Annotated in this window: 18 protein-coding genes; 4 read left to right on the top strand and 14 right to left on the bottom strand. The window is 73.4% G+C overall.

Annotated features, from left to right (window positions below):
* Position 1 precedes the first annotated feature (1 nt).
* The gene (locus IEY91_RS03950; RefSeq protein ID WP_189172862.1) at positions 2-862 is read left to right on the top strand and encodes a methyltransferase domain-containing protein; all 861 of its coding nucleotides are present in this window, start codon (positions 2-4) and stop codon (positions 860-862) included.
* A 56-nt stretch (positions 863-918) separates the two neighbouring features.
* On the opposite strand, the gene IEY91_RS03945 is transcribed toward IEY91_RS03950, so the two are convergent.
* From IEY91_RS03945 to IEY91_RS03895, 11 genes are all read right to left on the bottom strand, one after another.
* A complete protein-coding gene (locus IEY91_RS03945; RefSeq protein ID WP_164318650.1) occupies positions 919-1,188 on the bottom strand; it encodes a gas vesicle protein K in 270 nt (89 codons plus the stop codon).
* Between the two features lie 31 nt (positions 1,189-1,219).
* On the bottom strand, positions 1,220-1,483 hold the full coding sequence (locus tag IEY91_RS03940) for a gas vesicle protein (RefSeq protein WP_189172861.1): 264 nt from the start codon (positions 1,481-1,483) through the stop codon (positions 1,220-1,222).
* Positions 1,480-2,289, bottom strand: coding sequence for a GvpL/GvpF family gas vesicle protein (locus IEY91_RS03935; RefSeq protein WP_189172860.1), 810 nt, complete (start codon positions 2,287-2,289; stop codon positions 1,480-1,482). Before IEY91_RS03935 ends, IEY91_RS03940 begins: the two co-directional genes overlap by 4 nt.
* Positions 2,273-2,647: a gas vesicle protein gene (locus IEY91_RS03930; RefSeq protein WP_189172859.1), complete on the bottom strand. Its 375-nt coding sequence runs from the start codon at positions 2,645-2,647 to the stop codon at positions 2,273-2,275. The genes IEY91_RS03935 and IEY91_RS03930 overlap by 17 nt, the downstream gene beginning before the upstream one ends.
* The gene (locus tag IEY91_RS03925) at positions 2,644-3,696 is read right to left on the bottom strand and encodes an SRPBCC family protein (RefSeq protein WP_189172858.1); all 1,053 of its coding nucleotides are present in this window, start codon (positions 3,694-3,696) and stop codon (positions 2,644-2,646) included. Before IEY91_RS03925 ends, IEY91_RS03930 begins: the two co-directional genes overlap by 4 nt.
* The gene (locus IEY91_RS03920; protein ID WP_189172857.1) at positions 3,689-4,291 is read right to left on the bottom strand and encodes a DNA primase; all 603 of its coding nucleotides are present in this window, start codon (positions 4,289-4,291) and stop codon (positions 3,689-3,691) included. The genes IEY91_RS03925 and IEY91_RS03920 overlap by 8 nt, the downstream gene beginning before the upstream one ends.
* Positions 4,288-4,566: a gas vesicle protein GvpG gene (locus IEY91_RS03915; protein ID WP_189172856.1), complete on the bottom strand. Its 279-nt coding sequence runs from the start codon at positions 4,564-4,566 to the stop codon at positions 4,288-4,290. The genes IEY91_RS03920 and IEY91_RS03915 overlap by 4 nt, the downstream gene beginning before the upstream one ends.
* Positions 4,567-4,578: 12 nt before the next feature.
* On the bottom strand, positions 4,579-5,340 hold the full coding sequence (locus tag IEY91_RS03910) for a GvpL/GvpF family gas vesicle protein (RefSeq protein WP_189172855.1): 762 nt from the start codon (positions 5,338-5,340) through the stop codon (positions 4,579-4,581).
* Complete coding sequence (locus tag IEY91_RS03905) at positions 5,337-5,771, bottom strand: gas vesicle structural protein GvpA (protein WP_164318662.1); 435 nt, start codon at positions 5,769-5,771, stop codon at positions 5,337-5,339. The genes IEY91_RS03910 and IEY91_RS03905 overlap by 4 nt, the downstream gene beginning before the upstream one ends.
* 97 nt (positions 5,772-5,868) lie before the next feature.
* The gene (locus IEY91_RS03900; protein ID WP_164318664.1) at positions 5,869-6,189 is read right to left on the bottom strand and encodes a gas vesicle protein GvpO; all 321 of its coding nucleotides are present in this window, start codon (positions 6,187-6,189) and stop codon (positions 5,869-5,871) included.
* Between the two features lie 79 nt (positions 6,190-6,268).
* On the bottom strand, positions 6,269-7,609 hold the full coding sequence (locus IEY91_RS03895) for an NAD(P)/FAD-dependent oxidoreductase (RefSeq protein WP_189172854.1): 1,341 nt from the start codon (positions 7,607-7,609) through the stop codon (positions 6,269-6,271).
* Between the two features lie 210 nt (positions 7,610-7,819).
* On the opposite strand from IEY91_RS03895, the gene IEY91_RS03890 reads away from it, so the two are divergent.
* Together IEY91_RS03890 and IEY91_RS03885 are read left to right on the top strand one after the other, a co-directional pair.
* A complete protein-coding gene (locus IEY91_RS03890; protein WP_189172853.1) occupies positions 7,820-8,923 on the top strand; it encodes an enolase C-terminal domain-like protein in 1,104 nt (367 codons plus the stop codon).
* A gap of 30 nt (positions 8,924-8,953) precedes the next feature.
* Positions 8,954-9,532, top strand: coding sequence for a DEAD/DEAH box helicase family protein (locus tag IEY91_RS03885; RefSeq protein ID WP_229696692.1), 579 nt, complete (start codon positions 8,954-8,956; stop codon positions 9,530-9,532).
* Positions 9,533-9,716: 184 nt separating this feature from the next.
* On the opposite strand, the gene IEY91_RS03880 is transcribed toward IEY91_RS03885, so the two are convergent.
* The gene (locus IEY91_RS03880; protein WP_189172852.1) at positions 9,717-10,244 is read right to left on the bottom strand and encodes a phage holin family protein; all 528 of its coding nucleotides are present in this window, start codon (positions 10,242-10,244) and stop codon (positions 9,717-9,719) included.
* Positions 10,245-10,391: 147 nt separating this feature from the next.
* Between IEY91_RS03880 and IEY91_RS03875 the strand changes: the two genes are divergently transcribed.
* Entirely contained in the window at positions 10,392-10,751 is a 360-nt protein-coding gene (locus tag IEY91_RS03875) for a VOC family protein (RefSeq protein ID WP_189172851.1), read from the top strand.
* A gap of 298 nt (positions 10,752-11,049) precedes the next feature.
* Here the strand turns inward: IEY91_RS03875 and IEY91_RS03870 are convergent, their stop codons facing one another.
* Positions 11,050-13,011, bottom strand: a complete 1,962-nt coding sequence (locus IEY91_RS03870; RefSeq protein WP_189172850.1) for a DUF5107 domain-containing protein — start codon at positions 13,009-13,011, stop codon at positions 11,050-11,052.
* An 88-nt stretch (positions 13,012-13,099) separates the two neighbouring features.
* On the bottom strand, positions 13,100-13,996 hold the full coding sequence (locus tag IEY91_RS03865) for an arginase family protein (protein WP_189172849.1): 897 nt from the start codon (positions 13,994-13,996) through the stop codon (positions 13,100-13,102).
* Between the last annotated feature and the right edge of the window lie 53 nt (positions 13,997-14,049).

Here is a 14,049-nt window from a genome sequence, read left to right as displayed (position 1 = left end):
CATGTCGCAGCCGCAGCAGTCCCCCGCCGAGGCCCCTTCCCCGACTTCCCCGGCCCCCGCCGAGACCGCCGTCTACACGCACGGGCACCACGAGTCCGTGCTGCGCTCCCACACCTGGCGCACCGCCGCCAACTCCGCCGCCTACCTCGTCGGTTCGCTTCAGCCGCACTGGCGGATACTGGACGTCGGCTGCGGCCCCGGCACCATCACCGCCGACCTGGCAGCGCTGGTCCCCGAGGGGCACGTCACGGGCGTCGACCGGGCGCCCGGCATCCTGGAGCAGGCCCGCGCCACGGCGGCCGGGCGCGGCCTGGACAACGTCACGTTCGCCGTCGCCGACGTGCACGCGCTCGACCACCCCGACGACTCGTTCGACGTCGTGCACGCCCACCAGGTGCTCCAGCACGTGGGCGATCCGGTGCGGGCCCTCGCCGAGATGCGCCGGGTGTGCAGGCCGGGCGGCATCGTGGCCGTGCGCGACAGCGACTACGAGGCGATGACCTGGTATCCGCGCGTGCCGGGCCTGGACGACTGGCTCGACCTGTACCGGCGGGTGGCCCGCGCCAACGGGGGCGAGCCGGACGCCGGGCGGCGCCTCAAGTCCTGGGCCCTGCAAGCGGGTTTCACGGACGTCACGTGCACCGCGGGCACCTGGTGCTACAGCACGCCCGAGGAACGCGCCTGGTGGAGCGAGCTGTGGGCGGACCGCACGGTCGCGTCCGAGTACGCCGCGCGGGCGACGGAGGGCGGGCACGCGGACACGGAACGCCTTGCGGCCGTCGCGGCGGCCTGGCGGGAGTGGGGGCTCGCCGAGGACGGGTGGTTCACGGTGCTGCACGGGGAGGCGCTCTGCCGGGTGTGAGGCCGGGCAGTGAGCCCCGGGGACCCCGGGCGGCCAGTCCCCCGGACCCGGGGCGGTCAGGCCCTCGGGAGCAGCGGGCCCAGCGGGCCGAGGTCCAGGTTCAGGTCCTCGGGGCGCAGACCGTAGCGCTCGCGCAGGCGCGTCATGCGGTCCTCCAGGAGCATCAGCGTCATGCCGACCCGCTCCTCCTGGTCCTCCGTCAGCTCGCCGGAGTCGAAGCGGCGGATCGCCTGCCGCTCCATGAGCTGACGGAGCAGCTCGACGACGGTCAGGACGAGGGCGACGAGGTCGCGTTCCACGGTGTCGGGTTCGAGATCCAGGTCCATGACGCCTCCAGGTCGCTCGGGGTCGGGCAGGTCACTCCGGGTCGGGCAGGTCGCGTGCCCCGAGCGGCTCCAGCGGCTCCAGCGGCTCGCGGGTGTCGTCCACGGTCGCGAACGGCGAAGGCACCTGCGCGTTGACCGCGCTGATCAGCGCCTTCAGGTCGATGCGGACGAGGTCCACGTCCGCGATCCGCAGAGTGATGTCGCCCGCGAGGGCCACGCCGCCGGCGAGCAGCCGGTCCAGCACGTCGACGAGGGCGATCTCGCGCTGCGCGAAGGGGTCGGCCGACGACGTCACGGCACCCCACCCGCCTCAGGCCCGTCCGTGAAGGAGTACGCGGCCCACGGCCCGGTCACCTCCACGCGCAGCCCCGGCCGGGTGCCCTCCGCCCGGCCGACCAGCTCCAGGAACTCCTCCGACCGCGAACGGGGCACCAGATAGGCCGCGTTGAGGATGTTCCGGCCGGAGCCCGCGTCGGCCAGCGGCCCGCTCTGCACGGGGTGCAGCCGCGCGTCGGCCGCGTACCGGGTGAGATCGCCGTGCAGCCGCCGCGTGAACACCTCCGCCCGCGCCGCGGACTCCTCGCGTGCCGCGTTCCCGGCCCGGCGCCGCCGCAGATAGTCGCGCCCCGACTCGGGGGCGCGCGACGGCCGCGCGGCGGGCGGCTCGGTTCCGGGGGCCGGGTCCTCCGGGGCACCGCCGACGAGCCACACCTTCACGCCCCACTCCACATGACCGTCGATCCGGTCCAGGATCCGGCGCAGCCGCTCGGACTCCTCCTCCAGCATGGCGCGTACGCCGCTGTCGTCACGGAAGACCGTCGCGAGCCGCAGCGGCAGCGGGCAGGTCACGGTGGCCAGCGCGGCCACGACACTCTGGTGGGCGCGGGCCGTCGCCGCCAGCCAGTCGAGGTCCTCCAGGTGCGCGCGCAGCGCGTCGTGCGCGAAGTCCCGCTCGGGGACCGGGCTGACGACGGCCACCAGGCCCTCGTGGACGAGCTGGCGCGGCGGCACGCCGGCCACGCCGGTGAGGTCCGCGTGCAGCGGCGCGGTCGGCGGGCGGCACACGGCGTACACATAGCGCAGGTCATCGGTCACGTTCATGTTCTCCTCGGCTGTCGTGCCGTGGTGCCCCGGAGGCGCCGCCGCCCTCGGTGAGTTCACGTCGTTCCAGTTGCTCCACGCGGTGGCGCAGGTCCTCGTTCTCCCGTGCGAGCGCGGTGCGGCGGGCGCCGCTGGACAGGGCCGGATCGTCCTCCCACCAGTCGATGCCCATCTCCTTGGCGCGCTCCACGGACGCGACGACGAGGCGCAGTTTGATGGTGAGGAGCTCGATGTCGAGCAGGTTGATCCGGATGTCCCCGGCGATGACGATGCCCTTGTCCAGGACCCGTTCGAGGATGTCGGCGAGGTTCGAGCCGCCCTGGGGGTAGGGCTCCGGCAGCCGGCTCGCGGTGGTCATCGCCGACTCCGGCGGCCACCGGCCGAGGCGTATTCGTCGGCCTCGTCGGGTTCGTCGGCCTCGTCGGGTTCCTCGTCGTCGACTTCTTCGGCCGCTTCGGCCTCGTCCGCTTCCTCAGGCTCATCGACCTCTTCGGCCTCGTCCTCGTACGGCTCCTCGTCTTCGTACGGAGCGTCTTCCTCGTACGAAGCCTCGTCCTCGTACGGACCGTCCTCGGCGTCCTCGTCGGCCGCCACCTCGTCGTGGCCGCGCACGACCTCGCCGTCGCGGATCTCGCCGCGCCAGCCGTCGCTCGCCTCGCCGCGTATCGAGAGGTGCCGGGCGAAGTGCTTGAGGTCGAGGCGGGTCCTGCGGCCCTGGGCGCGCCAGATGTTGCCGGTCTTCTCGAACAGGCCCTTGGGGTAGTACTCGACGACGAGCAGGACGCGGGTCAGCCGGTCGCCGAGGGGGTGGAAGGTGACCACGCCCTTCGTGGTGCCCTTGGCGCCCTCCGACGTCCAGGCGATGCGCTCGTCCGGCACCTGCTCGGTGACGTGGGCCTTCCAACTGCGGCTCGACCAGAAGACCTTGAGCTGCCAGTCGGAGTCCGTGTCGCCCGCCGCGGTGGCGCCCTTGACGCCCTTGGCGAAGGTGGAGAACTCCTGGAACTGCGTCCACTGGTCGTAGGCCTCGCGCACCGCGACGCCGACGTCGACGTACTCCAGGATGACGGTGGGCTTCTTCCCGCCGCCGCTCTTCCTGCCGCGGGCGACGGCGCCCTTCAGGGCGCCCTTGACCGAGTCCTTGAGGTGGCTGCCGCCCAGTTCGACGGCGCTGCGCAGCGGGCCCTTGCCCGCGGCGAGCTTGCGGCCGCCTTCGAGGGCGAGCTTGCCGAAGCCGGGACTGCGGCCCTCCGCCACGTCGTTGAGCCTCACGGTGGCCTGGCCCAGCTTGCTGCCCACGCCGACGAGCAGGCGTTCGGCCTGCGCCATCAGATAGGCCCTCGCCTCGTCCTTCAGGCGGTCGGCGGCCGGGCTGTGGGCGGCGGCGCTCGGACGGGTGTCAGTCATCGTCGCCTCCCCTCGCGCGGGCGGTCTTCTTGGCGGGGCTTCGCTTCTGCGCGCCGCGTTCCGCCGTACTGCGCTGCTGCGTGCCGCGCTGCTGGGTACTTCGCTGCCGCGTGCCGCGCGAGGCGGTGCTCTTCTTGGCGCTCTTACCGGCGCCGCGGGTCGCGGCGGTGGTCTTCCTCGCCGCCGAACCCGCCTTTCCCGCACCGGACTTGCCCGCGCCGGCCGCGGTGTCCCCCGTGTCCTTCGCCTTGTCGGTCACCTCGTCCGTGTCCGGCACCGCGCCCGAGAGTCGGTCGCGCACGTCCAGGGTGCGGTCGTGCAGCCGGTCGGCCAGGCCTTCGAGCTGCCGGTCGAGGAGCGAGCCGGTCGCCGCCTTGCCGACGCCCCGCAGGTCCTCCTTCAGCTGGTCGCCGATCTCCTTGAACTGCGGGTTGTTCTCCAGCTGTTGCGTGACCACGCGGGCGAGCGCGCCGGGGCTGAGCTGAAGTCTGCGACCCGCCACCATGGTGCCGACGGCGAAGGCGAGTTTCGCCTTCTTGGTGCGTCCGAGGAGATACCCCGCGCCCACCGCGAGGCCCACTACCAGTCGATTCATGACGTTCCTGTCCCGTTCGTGCCGTCCGTCCGCGCCACGCCGCCGGCAGGCGACCCGTGGCCGAGACGGGCGAGGAGTTCGTCCTCGCGGCGGTCGAACTCGGCATCGTCGATCTCGCCCGCCTCCAACTGCTCCGTGAGCAGGGCGAGTTCCTTACGGATGACCGAGGGGTCGTAGTACTGGCGCTCCGCCTCCGCGACCACCTGCCGGAGCACCCACAGGGTGCCCCGGGCGGGGGCCAGCGGCAGGGCGAGCACCTCACCGATGAGTCCCATGGCGGGCCGCCGTCACCGCACGCCGGCGGCCGCGTCGTCGGCGGGCTGTGCGGGTCCCGGGTCGACGAAGCTGTACGGGGGCAGCGGGCCGTGCACGGTCAGCTCCAAGTGGGGCTGTTCCTTGCGGAGTTCCTCGACGGCGGCGACGAAGCCGTCGGCGGTGTCGCGGCGTACGAGGAAGGAGACGTTGGCGAGCCAGCCCGTGCCCTCGGGGCCCATGCTCACGGCGTCGGCGCACGGTTCCAGGGCGCGGCGCACCTCGATGCCGTCGCTGCCCTCGCGGGCCCGCACGGCCGCGCTGACCATCTCGCCCAGGCGCAGCTTCTGCTCGTAACTGCCGCCGCCCGCCACGCGGTTGGCCTCGGCCATGGCGCGCAGCTCGGGGTTCTCGGCGAGGACCTGGTGCAGCACGGCCTGCTCGTCGTGGGCGGCCTTCACGTTGTACTCGGCCTTGCCGTCGAGCGCGCGCAGGCGCTCCTCGTAGTGGCCGGCGAGTTCGGCGAGCACCGCCACGACGGCCTCGTCGTCCTGCGCGAGGCTGCCGAAGCGCATCGGCAGGACGGCGCCACCCGCGCCCGCCTCGTCCAGGACGCTCTGGTGGGCGAGCAGGTCGCGCCGCTTGGGGCGCAGGTCGTCGGGGCTGTCGGAGACGATCGCGGCGAGGTTGCCGTGCCGCACCGCGCGCACCTCGCGCGCCGGTTCGCCGATGCCTCCCATGCCGTCGGGCAGCGCCGGGTGCGTGGCTGCCGCGATGCCGTAGATGTAGGTGGTCATTCCTGGTCCTCCTTCCTGCTGCGGGACGACGCGCGCCGGGCGCGCGGCCGGGCGGGCTCCTCCTCGGAGCGGCCTTCGTCGCGGGCCTGGCGGAACGCGTCGGAAACGGTCTCCGCGGCGCCGGAGAGCGCGCCCTTGGACTTGCCGCGCGCGCCGGACTCGGTGATGTGGCCGACGAGGTCGGGCAGGCCCGGGTCCTTGCGGGGGCCCGCCTCCAGGTCGAGGCGGTTGCACGCCTCGGCGAACCGCAGATAGGTGTCGACGCTCGCGACGACGACCCGTATGTCGATCTTCAGGATCTCGATGCCGACGAGCGAGACGCGCACGAAGGCGTCGATCACGAGGCCGCGGTCGAGGATGAGTTCGATGACGTCGTACAGGCCGCTGGTGCCGCCTGCGCCGCCGGACTGCTGTGCTGGGACGACGGTCATGCCGACCGGTCCTCCTTGCCTTGGGTGTCTGTCCGATGTGTTGGGGGTCCCTGACTGTCCGATGTGTCCGGGGTCCCTGATGTGCTGGGGCCCGGGATCAGCCGCCCGCCCTCGGCGGGTCGGCGCGGCCGCGTTCGTAACGGCGCGTCCGCCGGTACCCGGTGAGCTCGCCCTGCGGATCCAGGGTCACGGCGTAGGTCGCGAGCAGGCTCATCGTGTCGGGCACGCGGGCCAGTTCGAGGACCTCCACCGCCAACTCCCAGCCGTCTTCGGTGCGTTCGAAGGACGACACGCTCTCGGCCGTCATGCCGGTGAGTTCCGCCAGTTGCTCGCGCGCCTGGCGCAGCACGGTGACGGGTCCCGGCAGGTCGTCGGGTTCGGGTTTCGTCCTGTTCTCCTTGCGGGGCGACTGCGTCATGGGCACCTCCTGGTCCGAGTGACCCCGAGCCCCGTGGCCAAACCTCGCCCCCGCGGCCACGGCGGCCTCGCGCGGGGCGTCACTCCTCCGGCCGCTCCAGCCGCTTGGGCTGCTCTTCCTCCGGCCGTTCCGGCGCCCCCGGCACCCGCGCCAGCTCCGGTGACGCCGTGTCCAGCGGCACCGACCAGGACCGCACGAGCCCCAACTGCACGCCCTGGCGCGGCAGTACGGCGTCCAGGAGCCAGTCGGCGGCGACCCGTACGCGGTTGCCGGGCATCGCGGCCAGGTGGTAGCCGCGGGTGACGGCCCCGGCGAGCGGACCTGACAGCGGGATGCCGAGGGGGTTGGCGGCGCCGCTCGCGCCACCGAGGTCGACGGTGAAGCCCAGGTCGTGGTGGCGGTAGGAGCGGCGCTTGCCGAGGCCGAGGGACGCGGCGACGTTGTGGCCCGCGGCCTTGCCCTGGCGCCAGGCGTGCTGGGCGGTCATCGCCGTGTACTGGCCCGGCTTGGCCAGGTCGGGGACGGCCGCCGCGTCGCCGCACGCGAACACCTCAGGGTGTCCTGGCACGTTGAGGAACGGGTCGACCAGCAGCCGCCCGCGCTCCAGCGGCTTGCCGATCCCGGCGACGAGCGGGTCGGGCCGCACCCCCACACACCACACCAGCGTGCGCGTGGGCACGGACTCGCCGTCGTCGAGACGCACGCCGTCACGCGTCGCCTCCTTCACGGACGTACCCGTGCGGACGTCGACCCCGCGCCGCCGCAGCACCCGGTCCGCGGTGCCGGACAGCCTGCGGTCCAGCTCGGGCAGCACGCGCGGGGCGATGTCGAGCAGCACCCAGCGCGGCCGGACACCGTCGGGCAGGGGCCGGTTCCGCACCAGGGACCGCGTGAACAGCTCGCCGTGCGCGGCGACTTCGACGCCCGTGTAACCGGCGCCGGCCACGACGAACGTGCAGCGCGCCCGGCACACCTCGACGTCCTCTGCCGCGGCGGCGAGCTCGATCTGCCGCGTCACGTGGTCGCGCAGGTACAGCGCCTCGGGCAGCCCACGGAACCCGTGCGCGTGCTCGGCGACACCGGGCACGGGCAGCAGCTTGTTGACACTGCCGACGGCCAGCACGAGCCGGTCGTACGACAGCTCGCCGCGGTCGCCCTCGGGGCCGGTGTGATTCACGGTGCGGCGCGCGAGGTCGATGCCGTCGGCCTCGCCGAGCACCAGGCGTACGTGGCGCAGGGCGCCGGTGAGCGACACGGTGACGCGGCGCGGTTCGAGGACGCCCGCGGCGACCTGTGGAAGCAGTGGCAGGTAGAGGAAGTAGTCGGTGGGGTTCAGCAGGGTGATGTCGGCCCGGCGGCGGGTCAGCCGCGACAGGGTGCGGGCGGCCTGGAACCCCGCGAAGCCGGCTCCTACGATCACAACGTGCGGGCGGCGGACGGCAGTTCGGCTCACAGTGTGCCTCCGGCATGGGTCCGGTACGTCCGGTGTGTTCCGGCGCGGAACTCCCGCGTGCCCGGGGCCGCCGGGGCGAAACGCCCGCCGTTTGCGGTCACGTCTCCGGGCAACCCGGCCCGTACGCCGTCCGGCGGCGCCCGCCCGCGCCCGCCGACCGCAACCGAGAGGCGCGCCATGGCCGAGTCCGGATACGTCCGCGTCGAGCCGCCGGTCGTGTCGGCGTACACGATTCCGGCGGACGGCCCTGAGGCCGACGGCACGTCCGCCTGGGACACCACGACGATCGTCGTGGCGGAGGTCACCGCGGGCGACGCCACCGGCACCGGCTGGACCTACGCGCCCGCCGCGACCGCCGATTTCGTACGCGAACAGCTCACGCCCGTCCTGACCGGCCGCGATGCCCTCTCCATCCCCGCGGCCCACGACGCGCTGACCAAGGCCGTGCGCGACACCGGCCGCCCCGGCCTCGCGTGCCGCGCCATCTCGGCCCTGGACATCGCCCTGTGGGACCTCAAGGCCCGGCTGCTCGAAGTGCCTCTGGTACGTCTCCTCGGCGCCGCCCGTGACGACGTGCCGGTGTACGGCAGCGGCGGCTTCACCACGTACCACGACACGCATCTGGCGGCCCAGCTCAACGGCTGGGTGCACGGGCAGGGCATCCCGCGCGTCAAGATAAAGGTCGGTGAGGGCTGGGGCCGTGCGGCGGCGCGCGATGTGGCGCGGGTGCGCACGGCGCGCGAAGTCATCGGACAGAAGGCCGAGTTGTACGTCGACGCGGGTGGCGCGTACACCCGCAAGCAGGCCGTGCGCATCGGCCGGGTGCTCGCCGAGCACGGCGTGGGCTGGTTCGAGGAGCCGGTGTCGTCGGACGACCTGCGCGGGCTCTCACTGGTCCGTGACGCGCTGGTCTGCGACGTCGCGGCGGGCGCGTACGGCTGCGACCTCGCGTACTTCGCCCGGATGATCCCCGCCGTCGACTGCCTCCAGGCCGACGCCACCCGCTGCGGCGGCCTCACCGAGTGGCTGCGCGCCGCCGCGCTCGCCCAGGCGCACGGCCTGGAGATGTCCGCGCGCGGCGCCCCGCACGCGCACGCGGCGGTCGCGGCGTGCGTACCGAATCTGCGGCACGTGGAGTGGTACCACGACCACGTCCGCATCGAGTCGATGTTCTTCGACGGCGCCCTCGACCCGACCGGCGGCACGGTCCGCCCCGACGGCGGCACGGGCCACGGCCTGCTCCTGCGCACGCCGGACGTGGAGGAATACCGGGTCGCGTGAGGGGGCGGAGGGCTGGCAGGCTCGCGCTCCATGACCATGGAGAACACGGAGTACGCGGGGCATGTGGCGAACACAGGGCATGCGCCCGAAGTCGTGCTGATCGGCGGGCGTTCGGGGGTGGGCAAGACGTCGGTGGGCTGGGAGGTGGCGGCGCGGCTGCGGGCGGCGGACGTCGGCCACGCCCTGATCGAGGGCGACCTCCTGGACATCGTCCACCCCGCCCCACCGGGCGACCCGCACCGCTCGCACCTCACCCGCCGCAACCTCGCCGCCCTGTGGGCGAACTACGCCGAACTCGGCTGCCGCCGCCTCGTCTACACGAACACCGCGTGCGTCCTGCCCTCCGAGGAGTGGCTGTTCACCGAGGCGCTCGGCACGCCCCGCATCGTCCGCGTACTCCTCACAGCCACGGACGACACGGCCGAACGACGCTTGCGGCAACGCGAGTTGGGCTCAGAACTGGAACAACAGCTCCGCCGCAGCGCGTACATGGCCCACCGCCTTGACACCCATGTCCCACCGGACACCCATCGCGTCACGACGGACGACAGGGCGGTGGGGGAGATCGCGGATGAGGTGATCAGGAGGGTGGGGTGGACCACGCGGTGACGGCCGGGGGATTTGAGCCCGTCCGGCGTTTGAGGACGAGCGCGCAGCGCGACACTGCGGCCACCACGGCGGCGGTGCGGCGGAGCATTTTCAGCCCGTCGAGGGGGTCCCCCCTGCTCCTTAAGAGCTTGGGGGAGATTGAGGACGAGCGCGCAGCGCGACACTGCGGCTACCCCGCTCGCGGTCACTCCAGCGGTCCACGGGACTTGGGGGCCAGGGGCGGCGGCGGCCCGGCGCCGGGGGTTTCCGGGGTACCGGGGGTGCCCGGACCGGCGGACGGCGGGACCGTGGGGAATCCGGCGGTGCCGCCGGTGGGCGGGGTCTTCGGGGCAGCGGGGACACCGCCGACACCGCTCCGCTCAGCCCGCGCAGCGTTCCGCATCAGCACCGCGGCAACGGCAAGCAACGCCGTCACGATCAGCGCGGCCGCCCAGCCGGGCAGGCCAAGCGCGATGACCAGGCCGAGGGTGAGCGCGGCCGCGGCGCCCGCGTACAGGCCGACCGCGCCGGAGGCGGCGTACAGAGCGGCCTTGCGGCGCTGCTTCCGCGTCGCCCTGGACAGCTCGGCGCGCAGTTCCTCCCGCAGCTCTTCGCGCAGCACCGTACGCAGCGAATCCCGCAGGGACTCGCGCACCGCGTCGTGCACGACGTGCGACAGTGCGTCGCCCAGTGCCTTGTCCGGCAGCGGTACGTTCTTGTCCTGGACCGGCATGTTCTCGTCCTTCCTGTCCGACTTCCCGACCGAAACGGTCGGAGCGGACGGGTACCCGCCGCTTGTGCCGCGTAACGGCTGCGCGCGGACGGGCGAGGTGAGTTGAAACGATCTCCTGTCCCCGCGACGCCAACTAGGCTCGTCCCCATGGAAATCCTGGGAACCGTGCTGCGTGTCTGCGTCAGGGACTTGGAGGCGTCCGTCGCGTTCTACGAACGGCTGACGGGCAGCACAGCGATGCGCTTCGAGCGGGGCGGCGTGTCCGTCGCCTCCGTCGGGTGCTTTCTGCTCATGAGCGGGCCGGAGGCGGAGCTGGAAGTGCTGCGCAAGGTGGCCGCGACGATCGCCGTCAAGGACGTCGACGAGGCGCACGCGACGCTCACCGCGTCGGGGGCACACATCGTCGCCGGGCCCGTGCCCACGCCCGCCGGGCGCAACCTCATCGCGATGCACCCCGACGGCGCGGTCTTCGAGTACGTCGACCGCAACGCCCCGCACACGCCCTGACCCCCCGGGGGCCATCTCCCCACCCACCCGCCCCTGTCCACCCGTTCCGCCACTCCCCGTCCCGTATGGGGCTTCGCCCCTCTCCCCCTGTCGGCGCTCCGCGCCTCGTCCTCAAACGCCGGACGGGCTGATAGTGCCGACTGCGTGCCGTCGTGCCAGTCAGGGCGGCGGGGTGGGACATAGCCCGTCCGGCGTTTGAGGACGAGGCCGTTCAGGCCGACAGCGGGGTCCAGGGGCGGCAGCCCCTGGTTACGGGAAAGGGGCGGGACTGGGGCGCACCCCGCGAGGGCACCACCCCCTACGGCCGCATCCGAAAGTCATACCTCCCCGGCAACGGCGCCCCACCACCAACCACCGCCCAGACCTCCCCCAGCACCTCATCCCCCTCCCGAAGATCCGCCACCTCAACTCCCGCCTCCAACACCCCCCGCGCAGCGGCAACCTCCCCCTCCGCCAGGAGCAACTGGGCCTCGATGAGCCGAAACCGCCCGGAGGCCCGGGTCCGCGGATGGACCCGGTCCCACACCGCCCGGGCCACAGCGCAGCGCCCCGCAGCCAACAACACCCCCACCGCCTCCCGCCCCAACGCGGCAGTCACCCCACGCCACACCACCCCGTCGTCCCGCCGCTCCGCGCAAAGGTCGTCGAAGGCCTCCGCGTAGCGGTCCGCGGCACGCTCGAGGTGCCCCGACTCGTGGTCGGCGACCGCCAGACACCGCAGCAACGGCCACCGCGACGGCGAGAGTTCGAGCCCCCGCTCCCAACTGCGTACGGCCTGCGCCAGGTCCCCGGCATGCCACTGCGCCACGCCCAAGTGGTACTCGGCGAGCGGCCGCGCCGGCGCGGTCTCCAGCATGTCCCGCCAGTGTGGGGCGACCAGCGTGGGCCCGGGCGGCCCGACCCGCCGGGGCTCCGGCACGGCCCCGCTGTGCAACAGCTCCAGCCACGGCTCCTGCTCCGGCCCGAGCGTGGACTCGGCGAAGGGCGTGCCGGGCAACTTGTACTGCGCGCGCACGACTTCGAGGGCACCCCACCCCGACCCGACGGCAAGCACCTCACCGGGCTCGGTGTCGGCGCACGCCCGCCACGCCTCGTACGCCGCGTCGACCGCCGCGGCGGGCAGCGCCTCGGCGAGCCGCCCCTCCGCCTCGGCGCGCGCGGCGGCCCAGTCGCCGCCGTGCACCACGTCGGGCGCCGCGGCCAGCGGCCCGTACGACTCCAGCCACGCGAACTCGGCTTTCGCGTCGAGCCGTACGTGCTCCAACTGCGTGCGCGCGAGCCCGGCCTGGATCTCGGCGTAGCCGCCCGTGCCGGGCTCGGTCAGCCACTCCTGCCAGCGCCGCCCGCCGGGCCCCGAACCCCAGAGGAAGAGTTTGCGACCGCGCAGCGGAGCCGTCGACGTCTGGACGAGTCCGTGCCCGTCGGTGTCGACCGCCGCGATCCAGCGGCGCGCCCCGTCGGGCAGGTCGTAGAAGTAGTCGGCGGGGAACTCGCCCCGGAGCGGATACGAGCGGTCGGCGCCCTCGTACTCCGGTACCGGCACCTTCCGCAGCGTACGCGCGTACCCGAAGTGCCAGGCCTCGTCGGCCGGTACGAGCACCCGCCGCTCCTCGGGCACGGCGATGTTGGACCACCAGTAGACGGGCACCGGCTTCTCGTGCGGATTGCGGACGCGTACGCCGACATGCAGGAAGTCGGAGTCCTCAGGCAGCCACAGGTCGACCTGGAACGGGGTGTCGCGCAGCCGCTCCCACTCCCACAGGCGCACCATCTCGCCGCCGTCGGGCGCGGTCACGCGCGCGGCGTGCAGCGGCGCGCAGGACAGCGCCGTGTGGCCGGTGGCGCCGATGTTCCACTCGATACCGCCGGAGTACCAGGCGCCGTTGAGCGCGAAGTCGACGGGCTGGAACACCGGGTTCCGGTAGAGCAGTTCGCGGTCGGTGGGCTTGTGGAAGAGCGAGTGGATCCGGCCGCCGAGGCCGGGCAGGACCGTGACGCGAAGGCGTTCGTTCTCGATGACGATCGTCTCGAAGGCCGTCGGGGTGCGTGCGCGGCCGTAGCCGTCGCGGAGGCGGGCGGGCAGCACGGACCGCAGCGGTTCGTAGGCGAGCTGGCGTGCCATGTCGCGCGGCAGCCCCCGTATGTCCCGGTCGTCGAGCCGGTGCGCCTCGTCGAGCGGCCGGAGCGGCGGCAGCGGGTTCTCCGGCCCCAACTCGGCCGCCGGCAGGGTCAGTACGTCGCGTCGCACGGTCGTCGCCAAGGCGTCCTCCTCAGTTCGGGTGCTGCCCCGATGACCATGGAACACGCTCGGCGCCGCCCCGGCCAGGGGCTACGTCGGCCTTCGTGGGTCAGGATTGCGCGAAGGCCGCGACGACGACGTCGGTGAGTACGTCGCCCGCGGTGCCTTCCGGGTCGAGGTCCGGGTCGTAGATGGTGACGTTGAGCCCGACGCAGCGCGGCGAGCGGACCAGCGGGCGCAGCAGCGCGAGGAGTTCGTCGGGGTGCAGGCCGTCGGCGTCGGGGCTGTCGACGGCCGGCATCACGGACGGGTCGAGGACGTCGGCGTCGAGGTGCACCCAGAAGCCGTCGAGGGCGGTGTTCTCCAGGCTCTTGAGGGCCGAGCGGGCCACGTCGTCGACGCCCCACTGGCGCAGCTCGCCGACCGTGACGGTCGGTATCCGCAGCTCGCCGAGTTCGGCGCGGTCCTCGTCCTCGTCGCGCATGCCGAAGAGCCGTACGTCCTCGTCGCGCAGGTAGGGGCGCAGGCCTTCGATGTCGGTGAGGTCGCGCTGGCCGCGGCCGGTGGCGAGCGCGAGTTCCTCGCCGCCCGCGGCGCCGACGCCGTCGGAGTTGCCGGGGTGGCGGAAGTCCGCGGAGGCGTCGACGGCCGCGAGTCCGTACCGTCCGAGGCGGCGCAGCGCGAGGGACGCGCCGAGCTGGATGGAGCAGTCGCCGCCGAGGACGACGGGCAGGTCACCGGCGCGCACGTGCCGCTCGATGCGGTCGGCGAGCTTCGGCGTGTAGGCGGCGATGGCGGCCGCGTTGAAGACGCCGTCGCCCTCCTTCCAGTCGCCGCGGTCGTAGCGCGGCGGCACCACGACACCGCCTTCGAAGGCGTTCAGGCGCCGCACGATGCCGCGTTCGCGCAGCGCTCCCGCGAGCTTGTAGCAGCCGGGCACGGTGCCGGGGGCGGGCGGGCGCAGGCCCAGGTTGGAGGGGGCGTCGATGATCACGATGTTACGCATGGCGCCATCCTGCGGGAGGGACGGCGGCTCGTTCAACAGCCTTGGCGGGCGCG

Origin of the sequence: Streptomyces lasiicapitis, from assembly GCF_014646335.1 — a bacterium.
In the GTDB taxonomy this organism is placed as follows: domain Bacteria; phylum Actinomycetota; class Actinomycetes; order Streptomycetales; family Streptomycetaceae; genus Streptomyces; species Streptomyces lasiicapitis.
The sequence above is the reverse complement of the archived record's forward strand: the minus strand, read 5'-3'. Positions and strand labels throughout refer to the sequence as shown.

Bases quoted from the DNA above. Each gene is read 5' to 3' on its own strand.
- IEY91_RS03925 (WP_189172858.1), bottom strand. From the start codon at position 3,696: ATGACTGACACCCGTCCGAGCGCCGCCGCCCACAGCCCGGCCGCCGAC.
- IEY91_RS03865 (WP_189172849.1), bottom strand. From the start codon at position 13,996: ATGCGTAACATCGTGATCATCGACGCCCCCTCCAACCTGGGCCTGCGC.
- IEY91_RS03900 (WP_164318664.1), bottom strand. From the start codon at position 6,189: ATGACGCAGTCGCCCCGCAAGGAGAACAGGACGAAACCCGAACCCGAC.
- IEY91_RS03910 (WP_189172855.1), bottom strand. From the start codon at position 5,340: ATGACCACCTACATCTACGGCATCGCGGCAGCCACGCACCCGGCGCTG.
- IEY91_RS03885 (WP_229696692.1), top strand. From the start codon at position 8,954: ATGACCATGGAGAACACGGAGTACGCGGGGCATGTGGCGAACACAGGG.
- IEY91_RS03915 (WP_189172856.1), bottom strand. From the start codon at position 4,566: ATGGGACTCATCGGTGAGGTGCTCGCCCTGCCGCTGGCCCCCGCCCGG.
- IEY91_RS03890 (WP_189172853.1), top strand. From the start codon at position 7,820: ATGGCCGAGTCCGGATACGTCCGCGTCGAGCCGCCGGTCGTGTCGGCG.
- IEY91_RS03930 (WP_189172859.1), bottom strand. From the start codon at position 2,647: ATGACCACCGCGAGCCGGCTGCCGGAGCCCTACCCCCAGGGCGGCTCG.
- IEY91_RS03920 (WP_189172857.1), bottom strand. From the start codon at position 4,291: ATGAATCGACTGGTAGTGGGCCTCGCGGTGGGCGCGGGGTATCTCCTC.
- IEY91_RS03935 (WP_189172860.1), bottom strand. From the start codon at position 2,289: ATGAACGTGACCGATGACCTGCGCTATGTGTACGCCGTGTGCCGCCCG.
- IEY91_RS03880 (WP_189172852.1), bottom strand. From the start codon at position 10,244: ATGCCGGTCCAGGACAAGAACGTACCGCTGCCGGACAAGGCACTGGGC.
- IEY91_RS03875 (WP_189172851.1), top strand. From the start codon at position 10,392: ATGGAAATCCTGGGAACCGTGCTGCGTGTCTGCGTCAGGGACTTGGAG.
- IEY91_RS03950 (WP_189172862.1), top strand. From the start codon at position 2: ATGTCGCAGCCGCAGCAGTCCCCCGCCGAGGCCCCTTCCCCGACTTCC.
- IEY91_RS03905 (WP_164318662.1), bottom strand. From the start codon at position 5,771: ATGACCGTCGTCCCAGCACAGCAGTCCGGCGGCGCAGGCGGCACCAGC.
- IEY91_RS03945 (WP_164318650.1), bottom strand. From the start codon at position 1,188: ATGGACCTGGATCTCGAACCCGACACCGTGGAACGCGACCTCGTCGCC.